The sequence below is a fragment of the Paraburkholderia sp. Ac-20340 genome, assembly GCF_017104965.1.
Classification (GTDB): Bacteria; Pseudomonadota; Gammaproteobacteria; order Burkholderiales; family Burkholderiaceae; genus Paraburkholderia.
In genome coordinates, this window is the sequence record NZ_JAAGPR010000051.1 from 25,254 (window position 1) to 45,836 (window position 20,583).

Sequence of the window (20,583 nt, forward strand, 5' to 3'; positions counted from 1 at the left end):
AGATCGACATGAATTTCATATTATGAAATTGCGTTGCGCGGGCATGTTCATGCGTGAAATCGTCGCGTTTGCCGCGAACGGGCGGGCTTGCGCTGAAAACGTTATCGCCGCAAATGCCTGATAAATAAAGGCTTACGCGCTATTTTGAATCGCTCGGGGACGGATCGGATAATTTCAGTTTCGTACCCTCGATTCTTTGTCAAGTTGGTGAAGACCCTTGCTGAAAGCGAGGGGTATCGCTGAGTCTTATAGAAGAATTTATTGCCGCAGCGCTTCGTTTTGCGTCCGAATTTCCTGGTCAAACAGTGGGGTATTGGCGGCGAACCGATGCAGGATTCAGACGATTCGCCACCGTCAGGATTGCGCGGGCCGGTCCTTCGTTCCGGTCATTACGTCCGGTCGTTACTTCCGGTTCAGGAATTCCAGCAGGTCGGCGTTGACCTTGTCGGCTTCGGTCGTGCACATGCCGTGCGAGCCGCCCGGATAAATCTTGAGCGTCGCATCCTTGACGATCTTCGCGGAGAGCTTGCCCGCGTCGTCGATCGGCACGATCTGGTCGTCGTCGCCGTGCAGGATCAGCGTGGGCACGTCGATCTTCTTCAGATCCTCGGTGTAATCGACTTCCGAGAATTCGTGCACGCACTCGTAGAGCGCCAGCATGCCGCCCCACATGCCCTGCAGCCAGAACGCGTCGATCGTGCCCTGCGAGGTCTTCGCGCCGCTGCGATTGAAGCCGTAGAACGGCACGGCCAGATCCTTGAAGAACTGCGAGCGGTTATCGACGACACCTTTGCGAATGTTGTCGAACACTTCCCTGGGCAGGCCGCCCGGATTCTGTTCGCTCTTGATCATGATGGGCGGCACCGCGCCGATCAGCACCGCGCCCGACACGCGCTTCGTGCCATGACGGCCGATATAGCGCGCGACTTCGCCGCCGCCCGTCGAATGGCCGACCAGCGTGGCGTCTTTCACATCGAGCTTGTCGAGCAGATCGGCGAGATCGTCGGCCCAGGTGTTCATGTCGTTGCCTTTGGCCGGCTGGTCCGAGCGGCCGTGGCCGCGACGGTCGTGCGCGATCACGCGAAAGCCTTTCTGCACGAGAAAGAGCATCTGCGCGTCCCAGGCCTCGGACGAAAGCGGCCAGCCGTGGCTGAAGACGACCGGGCGGCCGCTGCCCCAATCCTTGTAGTAGATCGAGGTGCCGTCGCGGGTGGTGAACGTGCTCATCAGTAGCGCTCCTGGTTGAGGCGAAAGGGGAATCACGCGAATTGAGGGTGCTGCGCGGGTATCAAGCAGGTATAAAGCGGGCGTCACCCGGATGTCACGGGGATGTCACGCGGCAGAGGCGCGGCGCGTTGCCGGCAGGTCGAATACGCGAACGAGTATAGAGAGGATCGCGAAGCGATGATCCGAAGCTGTGCGATGCAGCGCCAGCGTGCGGATGTCTCGAAACAAACCGCGCACGTCAGGCGTGCGTTTGCGAATAACCGTGCGCGTCGAGCCAGTGGCGCACGAGGCGCGCCTGATCGGCATCGAGTGCGCGCAGCACCTGTTCGGCCGGCTGTTTGCGCAGCGCCTCGACGATAGGCGCGAGCGGCACGCCCTCCAGATGCCAGACGCCGAGCGGTTGATCGGGGCTCACGACCACATCGGCTTCGGCGATCAGATTGCCGTCGATCACCGGCGCACGCTCGATATTGAGCTGGTTGAAATCGGCGTTCACTTGCAGCGGCGCGTCGTCGGGCCAGAGGCGGCGTGATTCCCAGAACGATCGTGCGGACCAGCGCTGTTCGAGCGCGTAGAAGTCGCGGCCCGTGCGCGCGAAGCGCACGAACAACTGCTCGATACGCTGCTGATGAAAGCGCAGCGCGAGCGAGGCGCGCTCCGGGCAACTGAGCAAGGTGTGGATCACGGCGGGCGCCTGCAGTGCAGACGAAAGCGACTGGAAAATACCGTTGCCCGATAGCGGATCGACGGCCATCGCCGCATCGCCCACGCGCAGCCAGTTGTGCGCGCCGGTGCGCCCGCACAATGTCGCGGTGCTGCTGCGCGCGTGCAGGCGCACGTCCGTATCTGCGTCGTGCGCGAAAAAGTCGCTCGCCAGCGGCGCGTGCCGCATGCGCGCGCAGAATGCCAGCAGTTCGTCGCGCTGCGGGAGTTCGGCGCTCGCCACATCGAGTGTCATCTGCCAGTAACAACGGCCGTCGGGCAGGCGCGCCATCCATGCCCAGCCGTCCTGCAGGCTTTCGATGGCGGATGCCGCCGCGCCACGCTCGCCCTGCCATACGTTCAGCAGGCTCAGTGTTTGCGGCCCGCGCGTGGCGTCGCGCAACAGCGGCGCAAAACGCCCGCGCGCTTCGACGAGAAAATCGGCGCGCAGCGAAAGCGGGCCATCGGCGGTTTCGATCACGAGGTCGTGACCGGCCGGCGAGGTCTGGATATTGCGCACATTCGCCTCGATCACGTCGACGCCTGCCTGGCGCAGATCGTCGCGCAACGCGGCATCGAATACGCGGCGATCGGCCAGAAACTCCGCGTTGAGCGTTTGCAGCACGCCGTTCCAGAGCGTCGTGCGCGTGCAGGGTCCGGCGACGCTGCTGGCCGCGCGATGCAGACCCGCATGACGCAAGCCTTCGATGACGCGCGCCGAAAGGCCTTCCACGGCGTCGAAGCGCCGCCAGTCGCTGACGACCTGCACCGCGTAGCCGAGGCGCGCCAGTTCGCGCGCGACCGCCGCGCCCGCAGGCCCGGCGCCGAGGACGACGGCGCGCGCCGCAGGATTCAGAGCGGCGACGTGCATACCCTGGGCGACACGCCGATAACGAAGCACGCACGTGTGTGCTTTTTGCCTTCGTCTGAACGTATCGGTCGAGCGTTGCAGGGCTGAACGTTCAGCGCCGCTTCGATAGGAAACGAATCGCGCAAGTGTCCCCCTTTGAGCCGGAAAATAACGGTGCGTCGCGGCGGCAAGCGTGCCGCGCGAAAGGATGTGGCTCAATCTGGCATGGATGCCTTGATAAGTCCATCCGGTCAAAGACGCATTTCCGCGCTTCACGAGGGCGCAATGAGGCAGGCGCTTCAAAGCTTGCCCGCGTCGAAAGACGCGGGCAGGAACGCAGGGCGGATCAGCGCGAGGGCACGCCAGTGCGCCAGTCGTCCCAATGCGCGACGATATCCTGCACGAGCGGATTGCCCGCACGATAGAGGTTTTCGAGAGCGGGCGCGAAGCCGCCCTGGCTCGCATAGCCGAGCAGATTGGCGGCGCTCGACTGGCCCTTGTACGGACGATCGAAATCCGATCCCGCGCGCAGCACGGCCACCCGGTCGAGATCGACACGCTGCGTGGCGGCGGCGCGTTTGAGTGCTTCATACGTCGCGTTATCTTCCTGCTGCGTCATGCAATAGACGCCCTTGTTACCGGTGAGCTGACGCGTGAATTCGGTTGCGCGCGCACCGAGTTCCGCGCCCGACCACCAGGTATCGCCTGCAATCGAATCGCAACGGATCACGCTGGGCGCGCGATTGGCCGGCGCATAGCGATACTTCGCGCGCGCGGTTTTCGCTTCGGGACTATCGGCCAGCGCGACGTCGTGACTCAAGGCATAGGCCGCCGAAGTCAGCTTCGCATTGAGCTGGAAGACTTCGGTGCGATAGTCGAGCGCGGGCTTTTCGCCGGGGTTTTTCGTATTGATGCCGAGATAGCCGGTATGCCAGCCTTTGGGACGACGGTCCGGGTCGATCTCCCATTGCAGGCCGAAATCGACGAGCCAGTCCGACCACGCCGCCGAACCCACCGTGCCTTGCTGCGGATTCACGCCCGCAATGCCCGCCACCAGGAAATAAGTCTGGCGCAGATCGAATTGCGGCGCGAAGGCGAGTGCCATCGTCGATGCGGCGGCGTTCGTGTGGCCCATGCCGGTGGTCATCACGCAGACATCGTCGTGATTGCACTGCACGGCGGGATAGTCGGGCGAGAGGCCCGCAACGGGAATGCTGTCCCAGGGCCCGAGCTTGTCGAGCCAGGTCTTGGCCTCGGGCGCGAACATCGTGACGATCATCACCTTCACCGGGCGCGCGCCCGTGGCCGCGCCTTGTTGCACGAAGGCGCCAGAGGACGCCTGGGTGGACGACGGCGCGTTGCTGGCGGCGCAGCCCGCGAGTGCGAGGGCGGCGAGGAACGTGGAAGAGAGCGTGGTGGCGTGCGAGGCGAAGTGCGAGGTGAGGTGGCTAGCGAAGCGGAAACGAGTAACGACGGGTTCGATTTTCTTGTTCATATGCGCGTTGGATTTCGTGACGTTCGGTATCGTGCGAGCCGCCATCATATGATGCCAACGCGAAAATGCGCCGCCAGATTGCGCGTGCAATCCGCCGCTATGAAATATCCTTCGCCACCAGCACGACAGGCGTTTCGATGTATTCGGAAAGGTCATCCTGATCGCGATGTTCGACGCAGGCTTGCAGCGCCACGTCGAGCCCATACACCGCCTGCTTTTCCGCGAACTGGTTGAGCGTGACGAGCACGCGGCCATCCTTGATCATCGGCTTGATGGCGTCGCTGTTGTTGAAGCCGGTGATCAGCACGCGGCCGGTGAGTTGCGATTCGCGCACCGCATCGACCGCGCCGCGCGCCATGTTGTCGTTCGCGCATAGCAGCGCGCGAATGCCCGGCTGCGACGCGATAATCGAGGCCGCCGCGAGACGCCCCTGGCCATATTCCCAGTTGCCGGTTTCGGTCGCCGCGATCTCGACGTGCGCGGCCTGCATCGCGTCGCGAAAGCCGGCCGTGCGCTGCTGCGCGTTGAGATCGGACGACACCCCTTCGATGATGCCGACACGATCGCCCGCATGCAGCCGGCGCGCCAGGTATTCGCCCACGCGCTTCGCGGCGCGGCGGTCGTCGGGGCCCACGTAAGGCACGTGGATGCGCGCTTCGCGCAGTGCGTCGGCATCGAGCGGATTGTCGATCGCCAGCGTGAGGATGCCGTGCTGGACGGCGCGACGCGCGGCGTTCACCAGCGCACGCGAATCGGCGGGCGCGAGCACGATCGCATCGACACGCTGTTTGATGGCCGTATCGACGAGGCGGATCTGTCCGGCCGCATCGGTTTCCGACTGGATGCCGAGTATCACCAGCTTGAACGGATAAGGCGAGTGCGCCTGGAAACCCCTGGCGGCGGCGACCATCGCCATCGTGAAGGGATCGGGCATGGCCTTGAGCACGAGCGCGATGGTGACTTCGCGCGTGGCGCCCATGCCGCTGCCGGCATGCGCGGCGCCGATCGCAGCAAGCAGGCTTGCGAGCACGAAACGGCGGCGTTGTGGATGGTGCATGGCGTGAGCGGCGGCGCAGTTCGCGCGGGGCAGAAACGGAATGGTGGAAGTGTAAACGAGGCGTGCGGGCTTGGGATAGCTCAAGCGGTTCAAGCAGCTTCGGCGGCCTGCGCGCGCGCCACCAGATGCTCGACCATGCGCTGCGCGGCGGGCTGCAAGGCATCGAACGCACGAAAGCAGACGATGAAGCGCCGCTGCGCCCACGCGTCGCTCAAAGGCACAAGGCGCACGTTCATGATGCGCGTGTAGCTCTGGCCGACTTCCTCCGGTACGACGCTGATGCCGAGCTTCGCGGCGACCACGCGAAACGCCGCGTCGAAATTCGATACCGTCGCGCGGTAATCCACGGTGCGCCCGCTCAGCGCCGCCGCGCGTTGCAGCAAGGTGTGCACGGCGGTGGAGGGCGGCAGGCCCACGTGTTCGAAGCCGAGCGTATCCGCGAACGCCACCGATTTACGCCGCGCGAGCGCATGCCCGCCCGGCACGGCCAGCGCGAGCCGGTCGGTGCGCCAGGGGCGCGCTTCCAGGCCGCCCAGTTCGACGTTGTCCCAGCACACGCCCACGGACGCCACGCCGTCGCGCACGCGCTGCACGAGTTCCTTCGAGGTGCGCTCATCCACGTTGACGCGGATGTTTTCGTGAGCGGGCATGCGCATGAAAGAGGCGAGATCGTCGAGCAATGCCTCCGCAATCGCCGATGCCGACGCGCACACGCTCACGCTGCCGCGCAGGCCGCTGCCGAACGCAGCGATATCGCTGACGGCGCGCTCGAGCGTAAAGATCACGCTGCGCGCGTGCTCCAGCAGCGCGACGCCCGCCTGGGTGGGCTGCACTCCGCGCCGCGAACGCGTGAGCAAAGGCACGCCCAGATCGGTTTCGAGTTGGGCGATGCGCTTGCTGATGGCGGAAGGCTCGATATGCGATTCGCGCGCCGCGTGCCCCATGTTGCCGTGTTCGCAGACGGCCACGAACAGGCGCAGCGTCTTGGTGTCGATATCGTGCATCTGTGTTTCCCAAACGGAATCTTGGAGCTTCCAAAATACCGCTTTATGGATGGACTGGAATGTCTAAAGTTAGCACAGAGGCAAATACAACGAAACACCACGCCGGCACGACATGAACCGGCGCCCCGCTTATTCGTCTGGAGACATTTCTATGCCCGCCTATCCCGCGCGCGCCACGCTGCGCGAAGTCGGTCTGCGCGACGGCCTGCAAAGCATCGACACCATTTTGCCCACCGAACTCAAGTTCGCCTGGCTGCGCGCGGCGCATGCGGCCGGTGTGCGCGAGATCGAAGTCGGCTCGTTCGTGCCCGCGCGCCTGTTGCCCCAACTCGCCGATACGGCCGAACTGGTGGCGTTCGCGCGCAGTCTGCCCGGCCTGTGCGTTTCCGTGCTGGTGCCCAATCTCAAGGGCGCGCAGCGCGCGCTCGAAACCGGCGCCGATCTGATGCTCGTGCCGCTTTCCGCGAGCGAAGCGCATAGCCGCGCGAATCTGCGCAAGACACCCGACGAAGTCGTGGCCGAAGTCGCGCGCATGCGTGCCGAACGCGATGCTGCTGGCGCGCGCACGCTGATCGAAGGCGGCATCGGCACGGCTTTCGGTTGCACGCTGCAAGGCGAGGTCGCGCAGGAAGATGTGTTGCGCTACATGCAGGCGCTGCTCGATGCGGGCGCCGATCGCGTGAGTCTCGCCGATACGGTGGGCTACGCGAATCCGCGTGCCGTGCGCGCGTTGTTCGAACGCGCGCGCGCCATGGCGGGCGAGCGGCTCTGGTGCGCGCACTTTCACGACACGCGCGGTCTTGCGCTCGCCAATGTCCATGCCGCGCTGGAAACCGGCGTGACGCGCTTCGATGCTTCGCTGGCAGGCATCGGCGGCTGTCCGCATGCGCCCGGTGCGAGCGGCAACGCGGCAAGCGAGGACCTGGCTTTCATGCTCGAAGACATGGGTATCGAAACCGGTATCGATATCGACGCTTTGCTGGCCTTGCGCGCGCAAGTGGCGCAATGGCTCGATGGCGAGAGCCTGCATGGCGCGCTCTGGCGCGCCGGCTTGCCAAAGACTTTTCAGGCCGCTGTGACGGTCGATTCGTTATCCTGAGGATGTGATGAGCGCAAACATGGACACCACGCGAAGGCTGCCGCTCGACGGCGTGCGCGTCGTCGAATTTACGCATATGGTCATGGGCCCAACCTGCGGAATGATTCTCGCGGATCTGGGTGCGGAAGTCATCAAGATCGAACCGCCCGGCGGCGATAAAACGCGCGATCTGCCGGGCCTGGGAATTGGTTTTTTTCGCTCGTTCAACCGCAATAAAAAGAGTGTCGTGCTCGATATCAATACCGAAGAAGGGCGCGCTGCTGCAGTCGAATTGATCGGGCAATGCGATGTGATGCTGGAGAATTTCCGGCCGGGGCTGATGCAGAAATTCGGTCTGGACTACGCCACGCTTTCGCAGCGTTATCCGGGGCTGATCTACGTTTCGCACAAGGGCTTTTTGCCCGGGCCTTATGAAAACCGGCTCGCACTCGACGAAGTCGTGCAGATGATGGGCGGCCTGTCGTATATGACCGGGCCGGCTGGGCGGCCGCTGCGTGCGGGGACGTCGGTGAACGACATCATGGGCGGCATGTTCGGTGCGATCGGCGTGCTGGCGGCATTGCGCGAGCGCGAGGCGAGCGGGCGCGGCCAGGAAGTGCAGAGCGCGCTGTTCGAGAACTGCGTGTTTCTGAGCGCGCAGCATATGCAGCAATACGCGATGACGCACGAAGCGCCGCCGCCGATGCCCTCGCGCGTGTCGGCATGGAGCGTGTACGACGTGTTCACGCTGGCCGAAGGCGAGCAGCTTTTTATCGGCGCGGTCAGCGACAAGCAGTTCGTTACGCTGTGCGACGTGATTGGCTGCCCCGACTATGCGCGCGAGCCGCGCTATGCCAGTAACGCGGCACGTGTGGCCTTGCGCCCCGAATTGCTCGCGCGTCTGGGCGATGTGCTCAAGGCGCATCGCGTGGAGGACTTGATGCCGCGCCTGGAAGCGGCGGGCGTGCCGTATGCGCCGATCGTGCGCCCGGACCAGTTGCTCGACGATCCGCATCTGAAGGCCAGTGGCGGCCTCGTGCCGATGCAGACCGACGACGGCGGCGAAACCGAAGTCGTGCTGCTGCCGCTGATGATGGACGGACGCCGCCCCGGCGTGCGCCAACCGCTGGCGAAAGTGGGCGAGCATACGGAGGAAGTGCTGGCGCGACTCGCCGCGCATGTAGCCGGTTAGCCTCAAAGAGCGATGTGACGCAGCGCGGGCCAGAGTAGCCCGCGCGCCAAAACAACATGGAGACAGACTATGCAACGCACCCTCACCACGGACGATGCGCTCGCCTTGCCTTTGGACGTGGCAGAACCGGGCCAGGCCGTGGCGGCCGCGCTCTCCGCGCGGCTCGATCGGCTGCCGGCGACCTGGCAATTGTGGAAACTGGTCTTGCTGATTTCGCTGGGCGGCTTCTTCGAGGTCTACGATCTGATTTTCACGGGCTATATCGCGCCGGGTATGGCGAAAAGCGGTCTGCTGCAGACCACGACATCGAATCTGTTCGGTTTCAATGGCATTGGCGCATTCGTGGCCGCGACATTTTCGGGTCTTTTTATCGGTACGTTCTTTTTTGGCTGGCTTCCCGATAAATTCGGACGACGAAGCGTATTCACGTTTTCCCTGCTGTGGTATTCGATTGGCTCGATCGTCATGGCGATGCAGCATTCTTCCGAAGGCCTGATCCTGTGGCGCTTTATCACCGGCATCGGCGTGGGCATCGAGATCGTGACGATCGACAGCTATGTGACCGAGATGGTCCCGCAGCAGATGCGCGGTCGCGCAATGGCCTTCAATCAGGCGATCATGTTTGCCGCCGCGCCGGCTTCCGCCTTGCTGTCGTGGTGGCTTGTGCCGATTGCGCCGTTTGGTATCGACGGTTGGCGTTACGTGGTGCTGGCGGGTGCGCTGGGCGCAGTGATTGTCTGGTTCGTGCGCCGTGCCGTGCCGGAAAGCCCGCGCTGGCTCGCCACGCATCACCGCACCGAGGAAGCCGAGCGCGAGATTGCGCGGCTGGAACAGGCGGCAGTCCGCGAAAGTGGACGTGAATTGCCGCCGCCCGCGCCGGTGGTGACGCCGCCCGCGCATCGCCGTGCCTCGCTGGCGGAGTTGTGGAAGCCGCCGTATCGCGCGCGCCTGCTCATGCTGATCGCGTTCAATCTGTGTCAGGCGATCGGTTATTACGGTTTCGCGAACTGGGTGCCGACCTTGCTGATCGGGCAGGGCGTGCACGTGACGCGCAGCCTGCTCTATGCCTTCGTGATTGCGATTGCGCTGCCGTGCGGGCCGCTGCTGGCGATGCTCGTCGCGGACAGGATCGAGCGCAAATGGTTGATCGTCGGATCGGCGTTTGCGGTGCTGGTATTCGGGCTGCTGTTCTCGCAGGCTCGCGGGGCTACGGCGCTGATCGTGCTGGGGATTTTGATCAGTCTCGCGGGGCAGATGATTTCCGTTTGCTATCACGCCTATCAGGCGGAGTTGTTTCCTACGGCCGTGCGTTGTCGTGCGAATGGGGTGGTGTATTCGGCGAGCCGGGTGGGGGCGATGATGTCCGGTTTCATTATCGCGGCGCTGTTGCGCGACTTCGGCGTGCAAGGTGTGTTCGCCGGGATTACCTGCTGCATGCTCGCGGTGATGGTGTCGATCGGCGCGTTCGGGCCGCGCACGAATGGGGTCTCGCTGGATGAGATTTCGGGGTGATGTGGTGTGCGGCCTGGAGTGTCGCAGGTAATTCGGAATTTTCGTATGTCCGGCGGTTGTAGGGGAAGCCTACAGTCAAAGACGTATCGCATCTGGTCCTGCGATATGGAACAGGCAGGCTCCCCCGGCCCACTGTTCTAGTATTTGAAGCCCGCGCAATGCGGGCTTTTTTTTGTTGGACAGTGGGATTTCAGGTCACCAGGCAGTTTCAGGACGCTGCGGGCGCTAGTTCAACAACTGAAGCGCCTCGTCAATGGCCGCATGGCGCCTCAGATTGACATGAATTAATTGAATCGAACTGGCAAAAATCTGTATTTAAGGAAAATTTTTCATGCTTGATTCGTAACCGTCAACAGAGAGCGCAATCCGCAAACAAAACTCATAACGCAACTAACAGCCAGCCTCAAAACCCCTCACCGAATCACGCACGCTCGCATGTCCGCAAACCTTGATCGCAAGAAAAAGTCCCCATGAGCGAAGCAGAACACGTCACACGAACACAATCGGAAACCGCCGCCACAACCCGCACTCGCACGACCCACTAACGCACCAGATTCCGCGCCGCCGCCGCGCACCCAGCATCCATCAGCGGCTCGATCACTGCACGCCGTTCATCGGGCAGAAAATCGCAGATCCACACCAGCCTGCAACCGCCGCCCGCTTCGTTCGCCACGATCTGCATCGACGCCGCGTGCTGCTCGAAGTTCGGCCCGCAGACCGCGTAGGCCACCCGCATCCTCGCGTCATCGACAGTCACGATGCGCTCCTGCACCACGTTGCCATTCGCAAACGTCACGCTGCGTCTATCGCCTTCGACTTTCACATCAACCAGCACGCCCGCAAAAACCTGCGCGATATTGCGCGAGTCGCGCAACGTGGCCCATGCGCTGGCCGCATCGATACTCAAGGGAACATCGCGATAAAGAGAAGCCATCGCCGCATCTCCTGTTTCCAGTAGTCGAAATTCCAGTAGTCGAAAGTTGAACGCCGATCAATGCGAATGCCGATGATGCACATCCGGGAAATGGGCATGCGTATGCGTGAGCGGCAGATGCTGGTGGGCATGCGTGTGCGGCTCGGTGCCGTCCCAGTCGAAATCGTGCTCATGCCGATGATGCGCATCATGCCGATGCCGATGCGTATGTTCGAGCGCGTCATGCGTATGCTCGTGCTCGTGGCGCTCGCGCACATGCAGCCACACGCCCAGGGCCATCAGCGCGAGCGCGGCCCAGAACGTCAGCGCCGGCCGCTGCGGCCAGAGCATCAAGGAAAGCGCCACGCCAAACAGCGGCGCCACCGAAAAATACGCTCCGGTGCGCGCCGTGCCCAGGTTGCGCAAGGCGACCACGAACAGCACGAGGCTTACGCCATATCCCGCGAATCCCACCGCCATCGCCGCGGCAATACGCGCGCCGTCGGGCCAGTGCGCGCCCAACCAGAACGCCACCAGCAGATTGACGGGCCCAGCCGCCAGGCCTTTGAGGCAGGCGATCGTCATCGCGTCGTTGGCGGAGACCTTGCGCGTGAGATTGTTGTCGATGGCCCAGCAAAGGCACGCGCCCACCACGCACAACGCGCCCGGCGTGAGTCCCGCGTGCGGTCCGCTCCACGACAGCAGCACGCCGCCCGCGACGATGGCGGCCATGCCCAGCGCGATTTGCGCATCGAAATTTTCGCGGAAACAGACCCACGCGATCAGCGCCGTCAGCACGCCTTCGAGATTGAGCAGCAGGGCGCTCGACGCGGCGGGCGTCGTAACGAGCCCGAGCATCAGCAGCGCGGGCCCGGCCACACCGCCCGCAACGATCGCGCCCGCAAGCCAGGGCGCTTCGGCCAGGCGTAGCGGGGCGTGGTCGGGCGGGGCGTCGGCGCGTCGTCGCAATCGGCGCACGAGGATCGCCAGCGCGAGTCCCGTGCCGCTGCCCAGATAGAACAGCCCGGCCACCATAAAAGGCGACAGCGCGCCGAGCAGCGCCTTGGCGAGCGGCGTAGCGGCCCCGAACAGCGCGGCGGCGGCCAACGCCGTCGCGATGGCGTGAAGATGCGATTTCATCTGGGAAAACCTGCGGGCTGGCGACGAGCGGACAAGAACCGCAATTATCGCCGATGAGAATGACAGAGTGGCTTTCTTGAATGTTATGTTATAACATCGCGAAATTGAACAGTGCGAAGCGATGCGCATCAGCGCCGCTGCCGCCATCCCCGATACAAAGAATCGCAGAACAGAAGCCAAGGAGCCTCCCCATGGACACACGCCTGCCGGTCACGGTGCTTTCCGGTTTTCTGGGCGCCGGCAAGACGACGCTGCTGAACCACATCCTGAACAATCGCGAAGGCCGCCGCGTGGCCGTCATCGTCAACGACATGAGCGAGGTGAATATCGACGCGGCGCTCGTGCGCGACGGCGGCGCGCAACTCTCGCGCACCGACGAAAAGCTCGTCGAGATGAGCAACGGCTGCATCTGCTGCACCTTGCGCGAAGACCTGCTGCTGGAGGTGAACCAGCTGGCGAAGGCGGGGCGCTTCGACCAGTTGGTGATCGAATCGACGGGGATTTCCGAGCCGCTGCCGGTCGCCGAAACCTTCACGTTCGCCGATGAAGAAGGCCAAAGTCTCTCGGATGTCGCGCGCCTGGACACCATGGTGACCGTGATCGATGCGTTCAATTTCCTCAACGATTACGGTTCGCAGGACAGTCTGGAAGCGCGCGGCGAGTCGCTGGGCGAGGAAGATCAGCGCACGGTCGCCGACCTGCTGATCGAGCAGATCGAGTTCTGCGACGTCATGGTCGTCAACAAGATCGATCTGATCGACACGACCGATCGCGAGCGCCTGATCGCCATCCTGCGCGGGTTGAATCCGCGTGCGCGCATCGAGATCGCCGAATTCGGCCGCGTGCCGCTCGCGCACGTGCTCGACACGAAACTATTCGATTTCGACGAGGCCTCGAAAGCGCCCGGCTGGCTGCAGGAATTGCGCGGCGAACATAAACCGGAGACCGAGGAATACGGTATCGGCAGCTTTGTCTGGCGTGCGCGCCGGCCGATGCATCCGCAGCGTTTCTGGGATCTCGTGAATAGCGAATGGCCGGGCGTGGTGCGCTCGAAAGGCTTCTTCTGGCTCGCCAGCCGGCCCACGCATGCAGGCTCGTGGTCGCAGGCGGGATCGGTGTGCCGTCATGGCGCGATGGGGCTCTGGTGGGCCGCGGTGCCGAAGTCGCACTGGCCCGCGGACGACGAATCGCGCGCGTTTATCGACGAAAACTGGGACGAAAACGTCGGCGATGCGCGTCAGGAACTGGTGCTGATCGGCATCGATATGGACGAAGCGCTGCTGCGTCAACGTCTCGATGCGTGCTTGCTGGACGATGCGGAAATGGCCACGGGCCCGCACGCATGGGCCGATTTCGCCGATCCGTTTCCCGAGTGGGACGGCACGGTGCCCGAAGAGCAGGACAGCAGTGTGATCTGGTAAGGAAAGGGTGCGGGGCAATGATCAGAAAGAATCCGCGTGGCGATCTGCCCGTGGTGCATGAAAGCGCTTTTGTCGATCCGACCGCTATTTTGTGCGGTCGCGTGATCGTCGAGGACGATGTGTTTATCGGCCCGTATGCCGTGATTCGCGCCGATGAAACCGATGCGCGCGGCGAGATCGAGCCCATTGTGATCGGCGCGCATTCCAATATTCAGGATGGCGTAGTCATTCATTCGAAGTCGGGCGCGGCGGTGAACATTGGCCGTCATACGTCGATTGCGCATCGCGCGATCGTGCATGGGCCGTGTAGCGTGGGCGACCGCGTGTTTATCGGCTTCAATAGCGTGCTGTTCAACTGCACGGTTGGTGCCGGTTGCGTGGTGCGTCACAACGCGGTGGTGGACGGTTGCGATCTTCCCGCAGGCTTTTATGTGCCTTCGACGCTGCGTATCGGGCCGGCAACGGATCTCGCGACGATCCCCAAAGTGTCGGCGAGCGCCGCGGAGTTTTCCGAGGATGTCGCGCAGACGAATAACCGTCTCGTGCGCGGTTATCGGCGTATCGCGAACGAGCTTTGACGGTCATGCGGCCCGTTCAGTCGAGCGGGCCGCATGGCATCGGGCAGTTACGGCAGCAGCAGAATCTTCGAGCCGATCTTGTTGCGCGCCATTTCGAATCCGTCGATGGCTTCGGCAAGCGGCAGGCGATGCGTGACCATTGGTGCAAGTCGCGCCTGATGCGCGACCACGAAATCGCGCACTTCGGCCCACGTTGCGCGCGTCGCGCGATAGGTGCCGCGAATCTGATGGCGGTTGCGCACGAGCTTCGCGGCATCGAAGCTGACCGGCTTGCCGTGAATGCCGCAGATCACGAAGATGCCCGAAGGGCGCAGACAATCGAGCCCGGCCTGCACGGTCGAAGGCACGCCCGTCGCTTCGATCACGATGTCGAATTCGTCGATATTCGTGCGCTTTTTCACTTCGTCCAGCGCATGGTCGCGCAGATCGAAGGTCTGCTCGATGCCGAGCGCACGCACCGTGGCGAGGCGGTCCGCATCGTCGTAACCAACAACCGTGACGTTCGCGCCGCGCACGCTGGCCAGCAGCGCGATGCCCTGGCCGATCGTGCCCGGGCCCATCACCAGCACGCGGTCGCCGGCCGCGACTTCGGCGGTCTTCACCGCGCTCATGGCGATCGAAAGCGGCTCGCCCAGCGCCGCGATACCCAGGTCGATATCGTCGGGCAGCGTGAGGCAGTTCGCGGCGGGCACGCGCACGGTGCGCGCGAAGCCGCCGTCGCGCAGCATGCCAATGCCGCGCCGGTCGCGGCAGGCATCGACGCGCCCCGAGCGGCACGCTTCGCACACGCCGCATTCGACCGAGGGAATCACCACCACGGGCTGACCGACCGCGAGTGCGCCGACGTCGCTGCCTGCGCTGGCCACGCGGCCCGCGAATTCATGGCCGATCGTGACCGGAAACGCCGATTGGAGGAAGTCGTAGCCGCCCGACCAGTCGTAGATATGCACGTCGCTGCCGCAGATGCCGGCGGCGGCGACTTCGACGATCACTTCGCCTTCGGCCGGCGCGTCGGGCGCGGGCACGTCGCGCAATTCGAGCCCGAAGGCGGCGGTGGTTTTCTGCAATGCCTGCATCATCAATGTCCTGAATGGGCGTCAAAAGTAAGCGGGGGTTGGGCGCGCCGTAAGGCGTCGTCGACTTCGGCGTGCGCGATCTGGAACGCCAGCGTGTAGGTGTCGATGATCGCGGCCTCGCTCGCGTGGCCGTGCGTGGCGATGGCCGCCGAGATGGCGCTGTGCGCGGCGCGCAAGGCGGTTTCATCGTCGCCTTCGATCAGCAGCACGTGAGTGGGCGCGGCGTTTTTTGACCATTGCTGGAAGGCTTGCGGTACGGAGTCCAAAGCATTGCCGAGTCGCACTGAACGCACGCCTGCGAGCGCGGCGCACGCGGCCAGCAAGGCTTCGGCGGCGGGTTGCGCATCCGGCGCGCACGAGAAACGCGCGCAGGCCAGTGCGGCACCGTCCTGCGCTACGCCGCCGACCGATGAAGCCGATGAAGCCGATGAAGCCGATGAAGCCTCCAAAGCCGAAGAAACCGACGCCATCGTTGCACAAGTCGCCCGCACCACATTGCGCAAACGCGGGCGCATTTCGGCGGACCACGGCGTCGGGCGGTCGATCACGTCGCGATAGGCGGCCGAGTCGAAAACCGCCGCATCCGTCACTTCGTACAGCGTGAAATAGCGCGGCTGTCCGGCAGCATCCGATCGATAGCGCCGTCCGGCGAGAAAGCCGGGAATGCCGACGCGCTCCGGCACATGTTCGTGCGTGTGCCAGCGCTCGTATTGCGCCTCGACATCGGCATCGACATCGTTCCAGAGCGCGAGAAACGCGCAGCCGAAGAGGGCCATCAGGTGAACTCCGTTTATCGAAAAATCGTCAGATCGCAGGCGCGGCGAGCGGCGCCGCCGCGCGGCGCGGCATCGCGAACATGCACAGCGCAGCGGCGACAGCCGGCATCGCGACAATCGCGAACAGCACGCCGTAGCTCAGGCCCGAAGACAGCAGATAGCCGCCGAGCGCCGAGCCGAGCATCGAACCGAAGCGGCCGATGCCGGTCGCCCACGCCACGCCGGTCGCGCGCATTGCCGTGGGATAGAGCGTGGCCGCGAGGCCGTTGACGCCCACCTGCGTGCCGCTGATGCACATGCCCGCGACGAACACGAAAGGCGCGGCGACGAGCGGCGTCGCGTAGGCCTGCCCGACGATACAGATGGCGGCGCACGCGCACAGATACGCCATGCCGAGCACGCGGCTGGGCTGGCTGCCGTCCATCACGCGCCCGATCAGCAGGCCGCCCGTGGTGCCGCCGACCGACCACAGCGCGGTGGTGAGCGCGGCGGCGCGCATCGAGCCGCCCGAGTGCGTGATGATCGTCGGCAGCCAGCTTGCCATCAGGAACAGCACGGAAAGGCCCATGAAAAACGTGGTCCAGAGCAGCAGCGTGCCGCGTCGATACGGCAGCGCCAGCAGTTCGCGCACGGCGGCGCGACCCGGCCGCGATTCGAGCGCGACGAAGCGCGTGGCGGCGTCGAGCGTGCCGCCCGCCATGCGCTGGCCGAGCGCGAGCAGATCGCTGGCGCGTTCGGGACGGCGCAGCGCGAGATAGCGCATGGATTCGGGCAGCAGCGCCCACAGCGCGACGAGCAGCAGCAAGGGCACGCCGCCGCCGATCACCAGCATCGCGTGCCAGCCGAAGCGCGGAATCACCTGCGACGCCACCACGCCGCCCAACGCCGAGCCCAGCGAATTGCCGCACAGCATCACCGTGATCAGCGTGAGGCGGCGGCGCGCGGGCACGAACTCGGCGGTCAGCGTGACGGCCGTGGGCGTCGCGCCGCCGATGCCGATGCCCGCGAGCACACGCAGCGCGGAAAGCTCGGCGATATTGCTGGCGAGCAGACTCGCGAGCGTCGCCACGCCGAAGCAGGCGACCGAGGCGAGCATCACGGGACGCCGGCCGTAACGGTCGGCGAGCGGCCCGAAGGCCAGCGAACCCACCATCATGCCGATCAGCCCGGAGAGGAAAATCGGCGCGAGTTGCGTCACGGTCAGCCCCCATTCGGCGCGCACCGAAGGCGCGATATAGGCCGCGAGGCCAATATCGATGCCGTCGATCGCCACGGTCAGGAAGCACAGCACGATCACGAGTGTCTGGAAGCGGCTCAGCGGCCGTTCGTCGATGAAGGCCTGCACGTCGGTCTGACGTGCGCCGCCCGCGAAATGGGGTGAATTCACCTGATGTCTCCTCAATCCTTTCTAGTTGGATACGCTGGATATGCGCTCAGAACAGGTGCCGCAAGCCGATGCGCACCGCGCCCTGGTTGGCGTTGCTGGACGGCGAAAGCCCGAACAGGTCCGCGACCGCTTCGTGGCCCGTCGAGTCGATGCCGCTCGCGTGCTGCCAGATGCCGATGCCATAAAGGTAGGTCGATTTCGACAACAGGTAGGCGCCGCCCACCGAAGCCGTGCGATAGCGGCTACCCGGCGCGATGCTGTACTGGAACGCGGCGCCCAGCATTACGGCGGGCGTGACGTTGAAGCCGTAGGTCAATTGATAGTCGTTGAAGGCCGCGTTGGCGGGCGCGCGCGGATTCGACGCCGTGCGCGTGATGTCGAGAAAGCGGATGTTGTCGTACAAAAACGCGATCTGCGAGCGGCCCCAGACGTAGCGCGCGCCGCCGCCCGCGACCTGCTGGCTGGCCGCGCTCACGTAGTTCGAGAAGATCGGGTTCGAGACCGGGTTGGCGAACGCGGCGCCCGCGACCGGCGCCGCGCTGGCGCCGTAGATCGAGGTGGCCGGCGTGCGCATGTTCATGTAGGCGCCGGCGATCGTCAGACCCGCGTGGGCATATTGCGCGCCGAAGCCGTAGACGCGGTTGCGCGAGAAGTCGCCTGCGGTGCCGCCGAGGCTGAACATCGCGCTGCCGTTGAAGCCGTGCCAGACCGGCGTTTCGTACTTGATGACGTTGCTGATCTTGTTGTAGTTCCACGAGCCGTCGATATCGCCGAGCGGCGCGCCCAGGCCGCCTGCGAACATCATGCTGGTACTCAGCGGCACGAAATAGTCGTTCGTCATCGAATACTGACGGCCGAGCCAGACGTTACCCAGTTTGCCGCTCAGGCCCACGTAGGCCTGGCGCCCGAACAGCGTATTCGACGGCTGCGCCGCACCGGTTTCGATGCTGAAGCCCGATTCGAGCACGAAGATCGCCTTGAGGTCGTCGCCCAGATCCTCGACGCCACGCAGGCCCCATTTATCGCCTGCGCGGCCGCCGCTATAGGTCTGCCACGCGGCCTTGCCGCCCTGATTGCTGCTCCACGTGAGCGCGCTGTCCACCGCGCCGTACAAGGTCACGCTGCTCTGCGCGTGTGCTGCCGCGGCACATACGGCCAGCGGCACATAGGCCATCCACTGTCTCAAAGCTGTCTCCTCTCGTTTTGTGTCCGGCGCGCTGGCTCGCATGGCCTGTTGCGTCCGTCGGCGAGATAGTCCGCGAAACGGCCCGCGGGAAACAGCATCGATCGGGAACTTCAGAACGCGTTTTTTGGAAAGGATGGCGTGGGGCGCGCCGGGCGGCGCGCGTCAGAGATAGCCGTCGCCTTCGACCAGCGTGGCGAGGCCGCGCGTCAGATGATCGAGCAGCGCGTGGAAAACCTTCGGGTTGCTATGTCCGGCGGGGCGCAGCACCTTGACCCAGAAGTCCGGCAATTCGAAGCCGCCGAGGATCTGCACCAGATCGCCGGCCTGCACGCCGGCGCGCGCGCGGTAACGCGGCAGCACGGCGATGCCCAGGCCATCGGCGGTGGCGCGGTGCATGGCGTCGATATCGTTGGTCGCGAAGGCGCCGTTCACCGCCACGTCGATCACGCCGCCCGAACCCGGCTCGACGAAGCTCCAGGTGCCGGCCGGATTGAGGTAGGAATAGCGCAGGCAGCGATGCGTGGCCAGTTCGGAAGGATGCGCGGGTTCGCCGTGGCGCGCGAGATAGGCGGGCGAGGCGTAGACGTGCCGCTTGAAGGGGCAGAGCGGGAAATCCTCGACGCCGTCGTAGGCCACCGGCAGACCGGAGATGACGAAATCGAAGCCTTCGACCACCGGATCGACGGGGCGATTGGTCAGTTGAAGCTCGACATCGACCTTGGGATGATCGCGGAAAAAATCGTTGAACATCGCGCCGAGGAAGTGATTCGTGAACGACGAAGGCGCCTTGATTCTCAGGCGGCCGGTCAGGCGCGAGCCGTCGTCTTCGTCCGGGCCGCGCATCATGCGTTCGTAGGCGGCGAGGAAATCGCGCGCGCGCACGATCGTATCGCGCCCGCCCGCGGTGAGATGCAGGCTGCGCGTCGTGCGCTGGAACAGCAACTGGCCGAGTTCTTTTTCGAGCGCGCTCACGCGTTTGGTGACCACCGAAGGCGCGAGATTGAGCCGCAGCGCGGCGCCCGCGAAACTGCCGACTTCGGCCACCGCGAGAAACGCGCGTGCGTTTTCGACGCTATCCATCCTGTCTCCCTTGCGCGCCGATGCGCGGTCACCGACCGTGTGCCGCCTGCCATTCGAGCGCTGTTCAGGCGCGCATTTTCCCATATGCGCGCGCCGGGTCAGGCGGGAGGTCAGTGGCGCGGCAACATTTCCGACACGCGCATCCAGCGGCTGCGCCGCGAACCGGCCAGACGGGCGAGCAAGGGCGCCTCGGCGACGAGGCATTCGACAGGAAAGCAGGGCGCGCCCTGGGACGCGAGCCAGAGCGTGCGCGCGACGCCGTCGATCACCGACACATAGGGCTGCGCGGTGGCGTTGCCGGCGGCCGGGCCACCGCTTGGCGCGGCTTTGATCTGCGAGCGCACGCGGCAGCACACTTCCACCAGCGGCACGGGATCGTCCATGCCGAAGCGGAAACCTTCATCGGCGAGTTCCAGCTTTTCGCTCAGTGTTTCGCCCGGTGCCTTGCCGCGAGCGGCCAGCGCGCGGGCCGTATCGGTCAGGTCGTTGCGCCAGAGACCGAACAGCGCATCGCGCCGCACTTCCACGACGGCGCGTTCGTCGTTGCCGAATTCGGTGCGGCCCACGCTCATATACACCTCGCCCTGGCGCGTGGGGATTTTGAACAGGGCGAGCGTGCGGCCGCCCGCTGCGAGACTCGGGCCGATGTAGGTGTGCACGATGGCTCGGCGCTTTAGCGGTAGACGGGGAAACGCGTGGTCAGGTCGGCCACGTGCGCCTTCACACGCTCGATCGTGGCGGCATCTTCAGGGGCTTCCAGCACGTCGGCGATCAGGTTACCCACCTGCTCGGCTTCCTTCACGCCGAAGCCGCGCGTGGTCATCGCCGGCGAACCCAGACGGATACCGCTCGTCACGAACGGCTTTTCCGGGTCGTTCGGGATCGCGTTCTTGTTGACCGTGATGTGCG

The 20,583-nt window shown here is 64.6% G+C and carries 18 protein-coding genes and 1 pseudogene; 5 read left to right on the top strand and 14 right to left on the bottom strand.

Features of this window, described 5'->3' with window-relative positions; all coding sequences use genetic code 11:
- Window positions 1-402: 402 nt before the first annotated feature.
- From G3N59_RS34775 to G3N59_RS34795, 5 genes are all read right to left on the bottom strand, one after another.
- Window positions 403-1,227, bottom strand: coding sequence for an alpha/beta hydrolase (locus G3N59_RS34775; protein WP_205987431.1), 825 nt, complete (start codon window positions 1,225-1,227; stop codon window positions 403-405).
- Between the two features lie 238 nt (window positions 1,228-1,465).
- Window positions 1,466-2,800 (bottom strand): FAD-dependent monooxygenase, encoded by a 1,335-nt coding sequence (locus G3N59_RS34780; protein WP_205987432.1) that lies wholly within the window; start codon window positions 2,798-2,800, stop codon window positions 1,466-1,468.
- A 325-nt stretch (window positions 2,801-3,125) separates the two neighbouring features.
- Window positions 3,126-4,274: a purine nucleoside permease gene (locus G3N59_RS34785; RefSeq protein ID WP_205987434.1), complete on the bottom strand. Its 1,149-nt coding sequence runs from the start codon at window positions 4,272-4,274 to the stop codon at window positions 3,126-3,128.
- A gap of 97 nt (window positions 4,275-4,371) precedes the next feature.
- A complete protein-coding gene (locus tag G3N59_RS34790) occupies window positions 4,372-5,331 on the bottom strand; it encodes a substrate-binding domain-containing protein (RefSeq protein ID WP_205987435.1) in 960 nt (319 codons plus the stop codon).
- An 89-nt stretch (window positions 5,332-5,420) separates the two neighbouring features.
- Entirely contained in the window at window positions 5,421-6,335 is a 915-nt protein-coding gene (locus G3N59_RS34795) for a LysR family transcriptional regulator (protein ID WP_205987436.1), read from the bottom strand.
- A gap of 151 nt (window positions 6,336-6,486) precedes the next feature.
- Between G3N59_RS34795 and G3N59_RS34800 the strand changes: the two genes are divergently transcribed.
- The 3 genes from G3N59_RS34800 (at window position 6,487) to G3N59_RS34810 (ending at window position 10,117) form a co-directional block, all read left to right on the top strand.
- Complete coding sequence (locus G3N59_RS34800; protein ID WP_205987437.1) at window positions 6,487-7,434, top strand: hydroxymethylglutaryl-CoA lyase; 948 nt, start codon at window positions 6,487-6,489, stop codon at window positions 7,432-7,434.
- Between the two features lie 19 nt (window positions 7,435-7,453).
- Window positions 7,454-8,605, top strand: coding sequence for a CaiB/BaiF CoA-transferase family protein (locus tag G3N59_RS34805; protein ID WP_205987460.1), 1,152 nt, complete (start codon window positions 7,454-7,456; stop codon window positions 8,603-8,605).
- 69 nt (window positions 8,606-8,674) lie between these two features.
- Entirely contained in the window at window positions 8,675-10,117 is a 1,443-nt protein-coding gene (locus G3N59_RS34810; protein WP_205987438.1) for an MFS transporter, read from the top strand.
- Window positions 10,118-10,658: 541 nt separating this feature from the next.
- On the opposite strand, the gene G3N59_RS34815 is transcribed toward G3N59_RS34810, so the two are convergent.
- Together G3N59_RS34815 and G3N59_RS34820 are read right to left on the bottom strand one after the other, a co-directional pair.
- The gene (locus tag G3N59_RS34815) at window positions 10,659-11,051 is read right to left on the bottom strand and encodes an SRPBCC family protein (protein ID WP_205987439.1); all 393 of its coding nucleotides are present in this window, start codon (window positions 11,049-11,051) and stop codon (window positions 10,659-10,661) included.
- Between the two features lie 57 nt (window positions 11,052-11,108).
- Window positions 11,109-12,170: a DMT family transporter gene (locus G3N59_RS34820; RefSeq protein ID WP_205987440.1), complete on the bottom strand. Its 1,062-nt coding sequence runs from the start codon at window positions 12,168-12,170 to the stop codon at window positions 11,109-11,111.
- Window positions 12,171-12,361: 191 nt separating this feature from the next.
- Here G3N59_RS34820 and zigA point away from each other — a divergent pair, with 191 nt between their 5' ends.
- On the top strand, window positions 12,362-13,591 hold the full coding sequence (gene zigA, locus G3N59_RS34825) for a zinc metallochaperone GTPase ZigA (RefSeq protein ID WP_205987442.1): 1,230 nt from the start codon (window positions 12,362-12,364) through the stop codon (window positions 13,589-13,591).
- 17 nt (window positions 13,592-13,608) lie between these two features.
- Window positions 13,609-14,169 (top strand): carbonate dehydratase, encoded by a 561-nt coding sequence (locus tag G3N59_RS34830; protein ID WP_205987443.1) that lies wholly within the window; start codon window positions 13,609-13,611, stop codon window positions 14,167-14,169.
- Window positions 14,170-14,216: 47 nt separating this feature from the next.
- Here G3N59_RS34830 and G3N59_RS34835 read toward each other — a convergent pair whose 3' ends face one another.
- The 7 genes and pseudogenes from G3N59_RS34835 to glyA form a co-directional block, all read right to left on the bottom strand.
- Window positions 14,217-15,248, bottom strand: a complete 1,032-nt coding sequence (locus G3N59_RS34835) for an alcohol dehydrogenase catalytic domain-containing protein (protein ID WP_205987445.1) — start codon at window positions 15,246-15,248, stop codon at window positions 14,217-14,219.
- Window positions 15,248-16,021 carry a DUF4286 family protein gene (locus G3N59_RS34840; protein ID WP_205987447.1) on the bottom strand — a complete coding sequence of 258 codons (774 nt, stop codon included), beginning with the start codon at window positions 16,019-16,021 and terminating at the stop codon, window positions 15,248-15,250. The genes G3N59_RS34835 and G3N59_RS34840 overlap by 1 nt, the downstream gene beginning before the upstream one ends.
- A gap of 28 nt (window positions 16,022-16,049) precedes the next feature.
- The gene (locus tag G3N59_RS34845; protein WP_205987448.1) at window positions 16,050-17,408 is read right to left on the bottom strand and encodes an MFS transporter; all 1,359 of its coding nucleotides are present in this window, start codon (window positions 17,406-17,408) and stop codon (window positions 16,050-16,052) included.
- Window positions 17,409-17,454: 46 nt separating this feature from the next.
- On the bottom strand, window positions 17,455-18,594 hold the full coding sequence (locus tag G3N59_RS34850) for a porin (RefSeq protein ID WP_205987449.1): 1,140 nt from the start codon (window positions 18,592-18,594) through the stop codon (window positions 17,455-17,457).
- A gap of 162 nt (window positions 18,595-18,756) precedes the next feature.
- Window positions 18,757-19,674 (bottom strand): LysR family transcriptional regulator, encoded by a 918-nt coding sequence (locus G3N59_RS34855; protein ID WP_205987451.1) that lies wholly within the window; start codon window positions 19,672-19,674, stop codon window positions 18,757-18,759.
- A 110-nt stretch (window positions 19,675-19,784) separates the two neighbouring features.
- On the bottom strand, window positions 19,785-20,333 hold the full coding sequence (locus tag G3N59_RS34860; RefSeq protein ID WP_205987452.1) for a hypothetical protein: 549 nt from the start codon (window positions 20,331-20,333) through the stop codon (window positions 19,785-19,787).
- A 14-nt stretch (window positions 20,334-20,347) separates the two neighbouring features.
- Window positions 20,348-20,583: pseudogene (gene glyA, locus G3N59_RS34865) on the bottom strand (serine hydroxymethyltransferase); the annotation flags it as partial.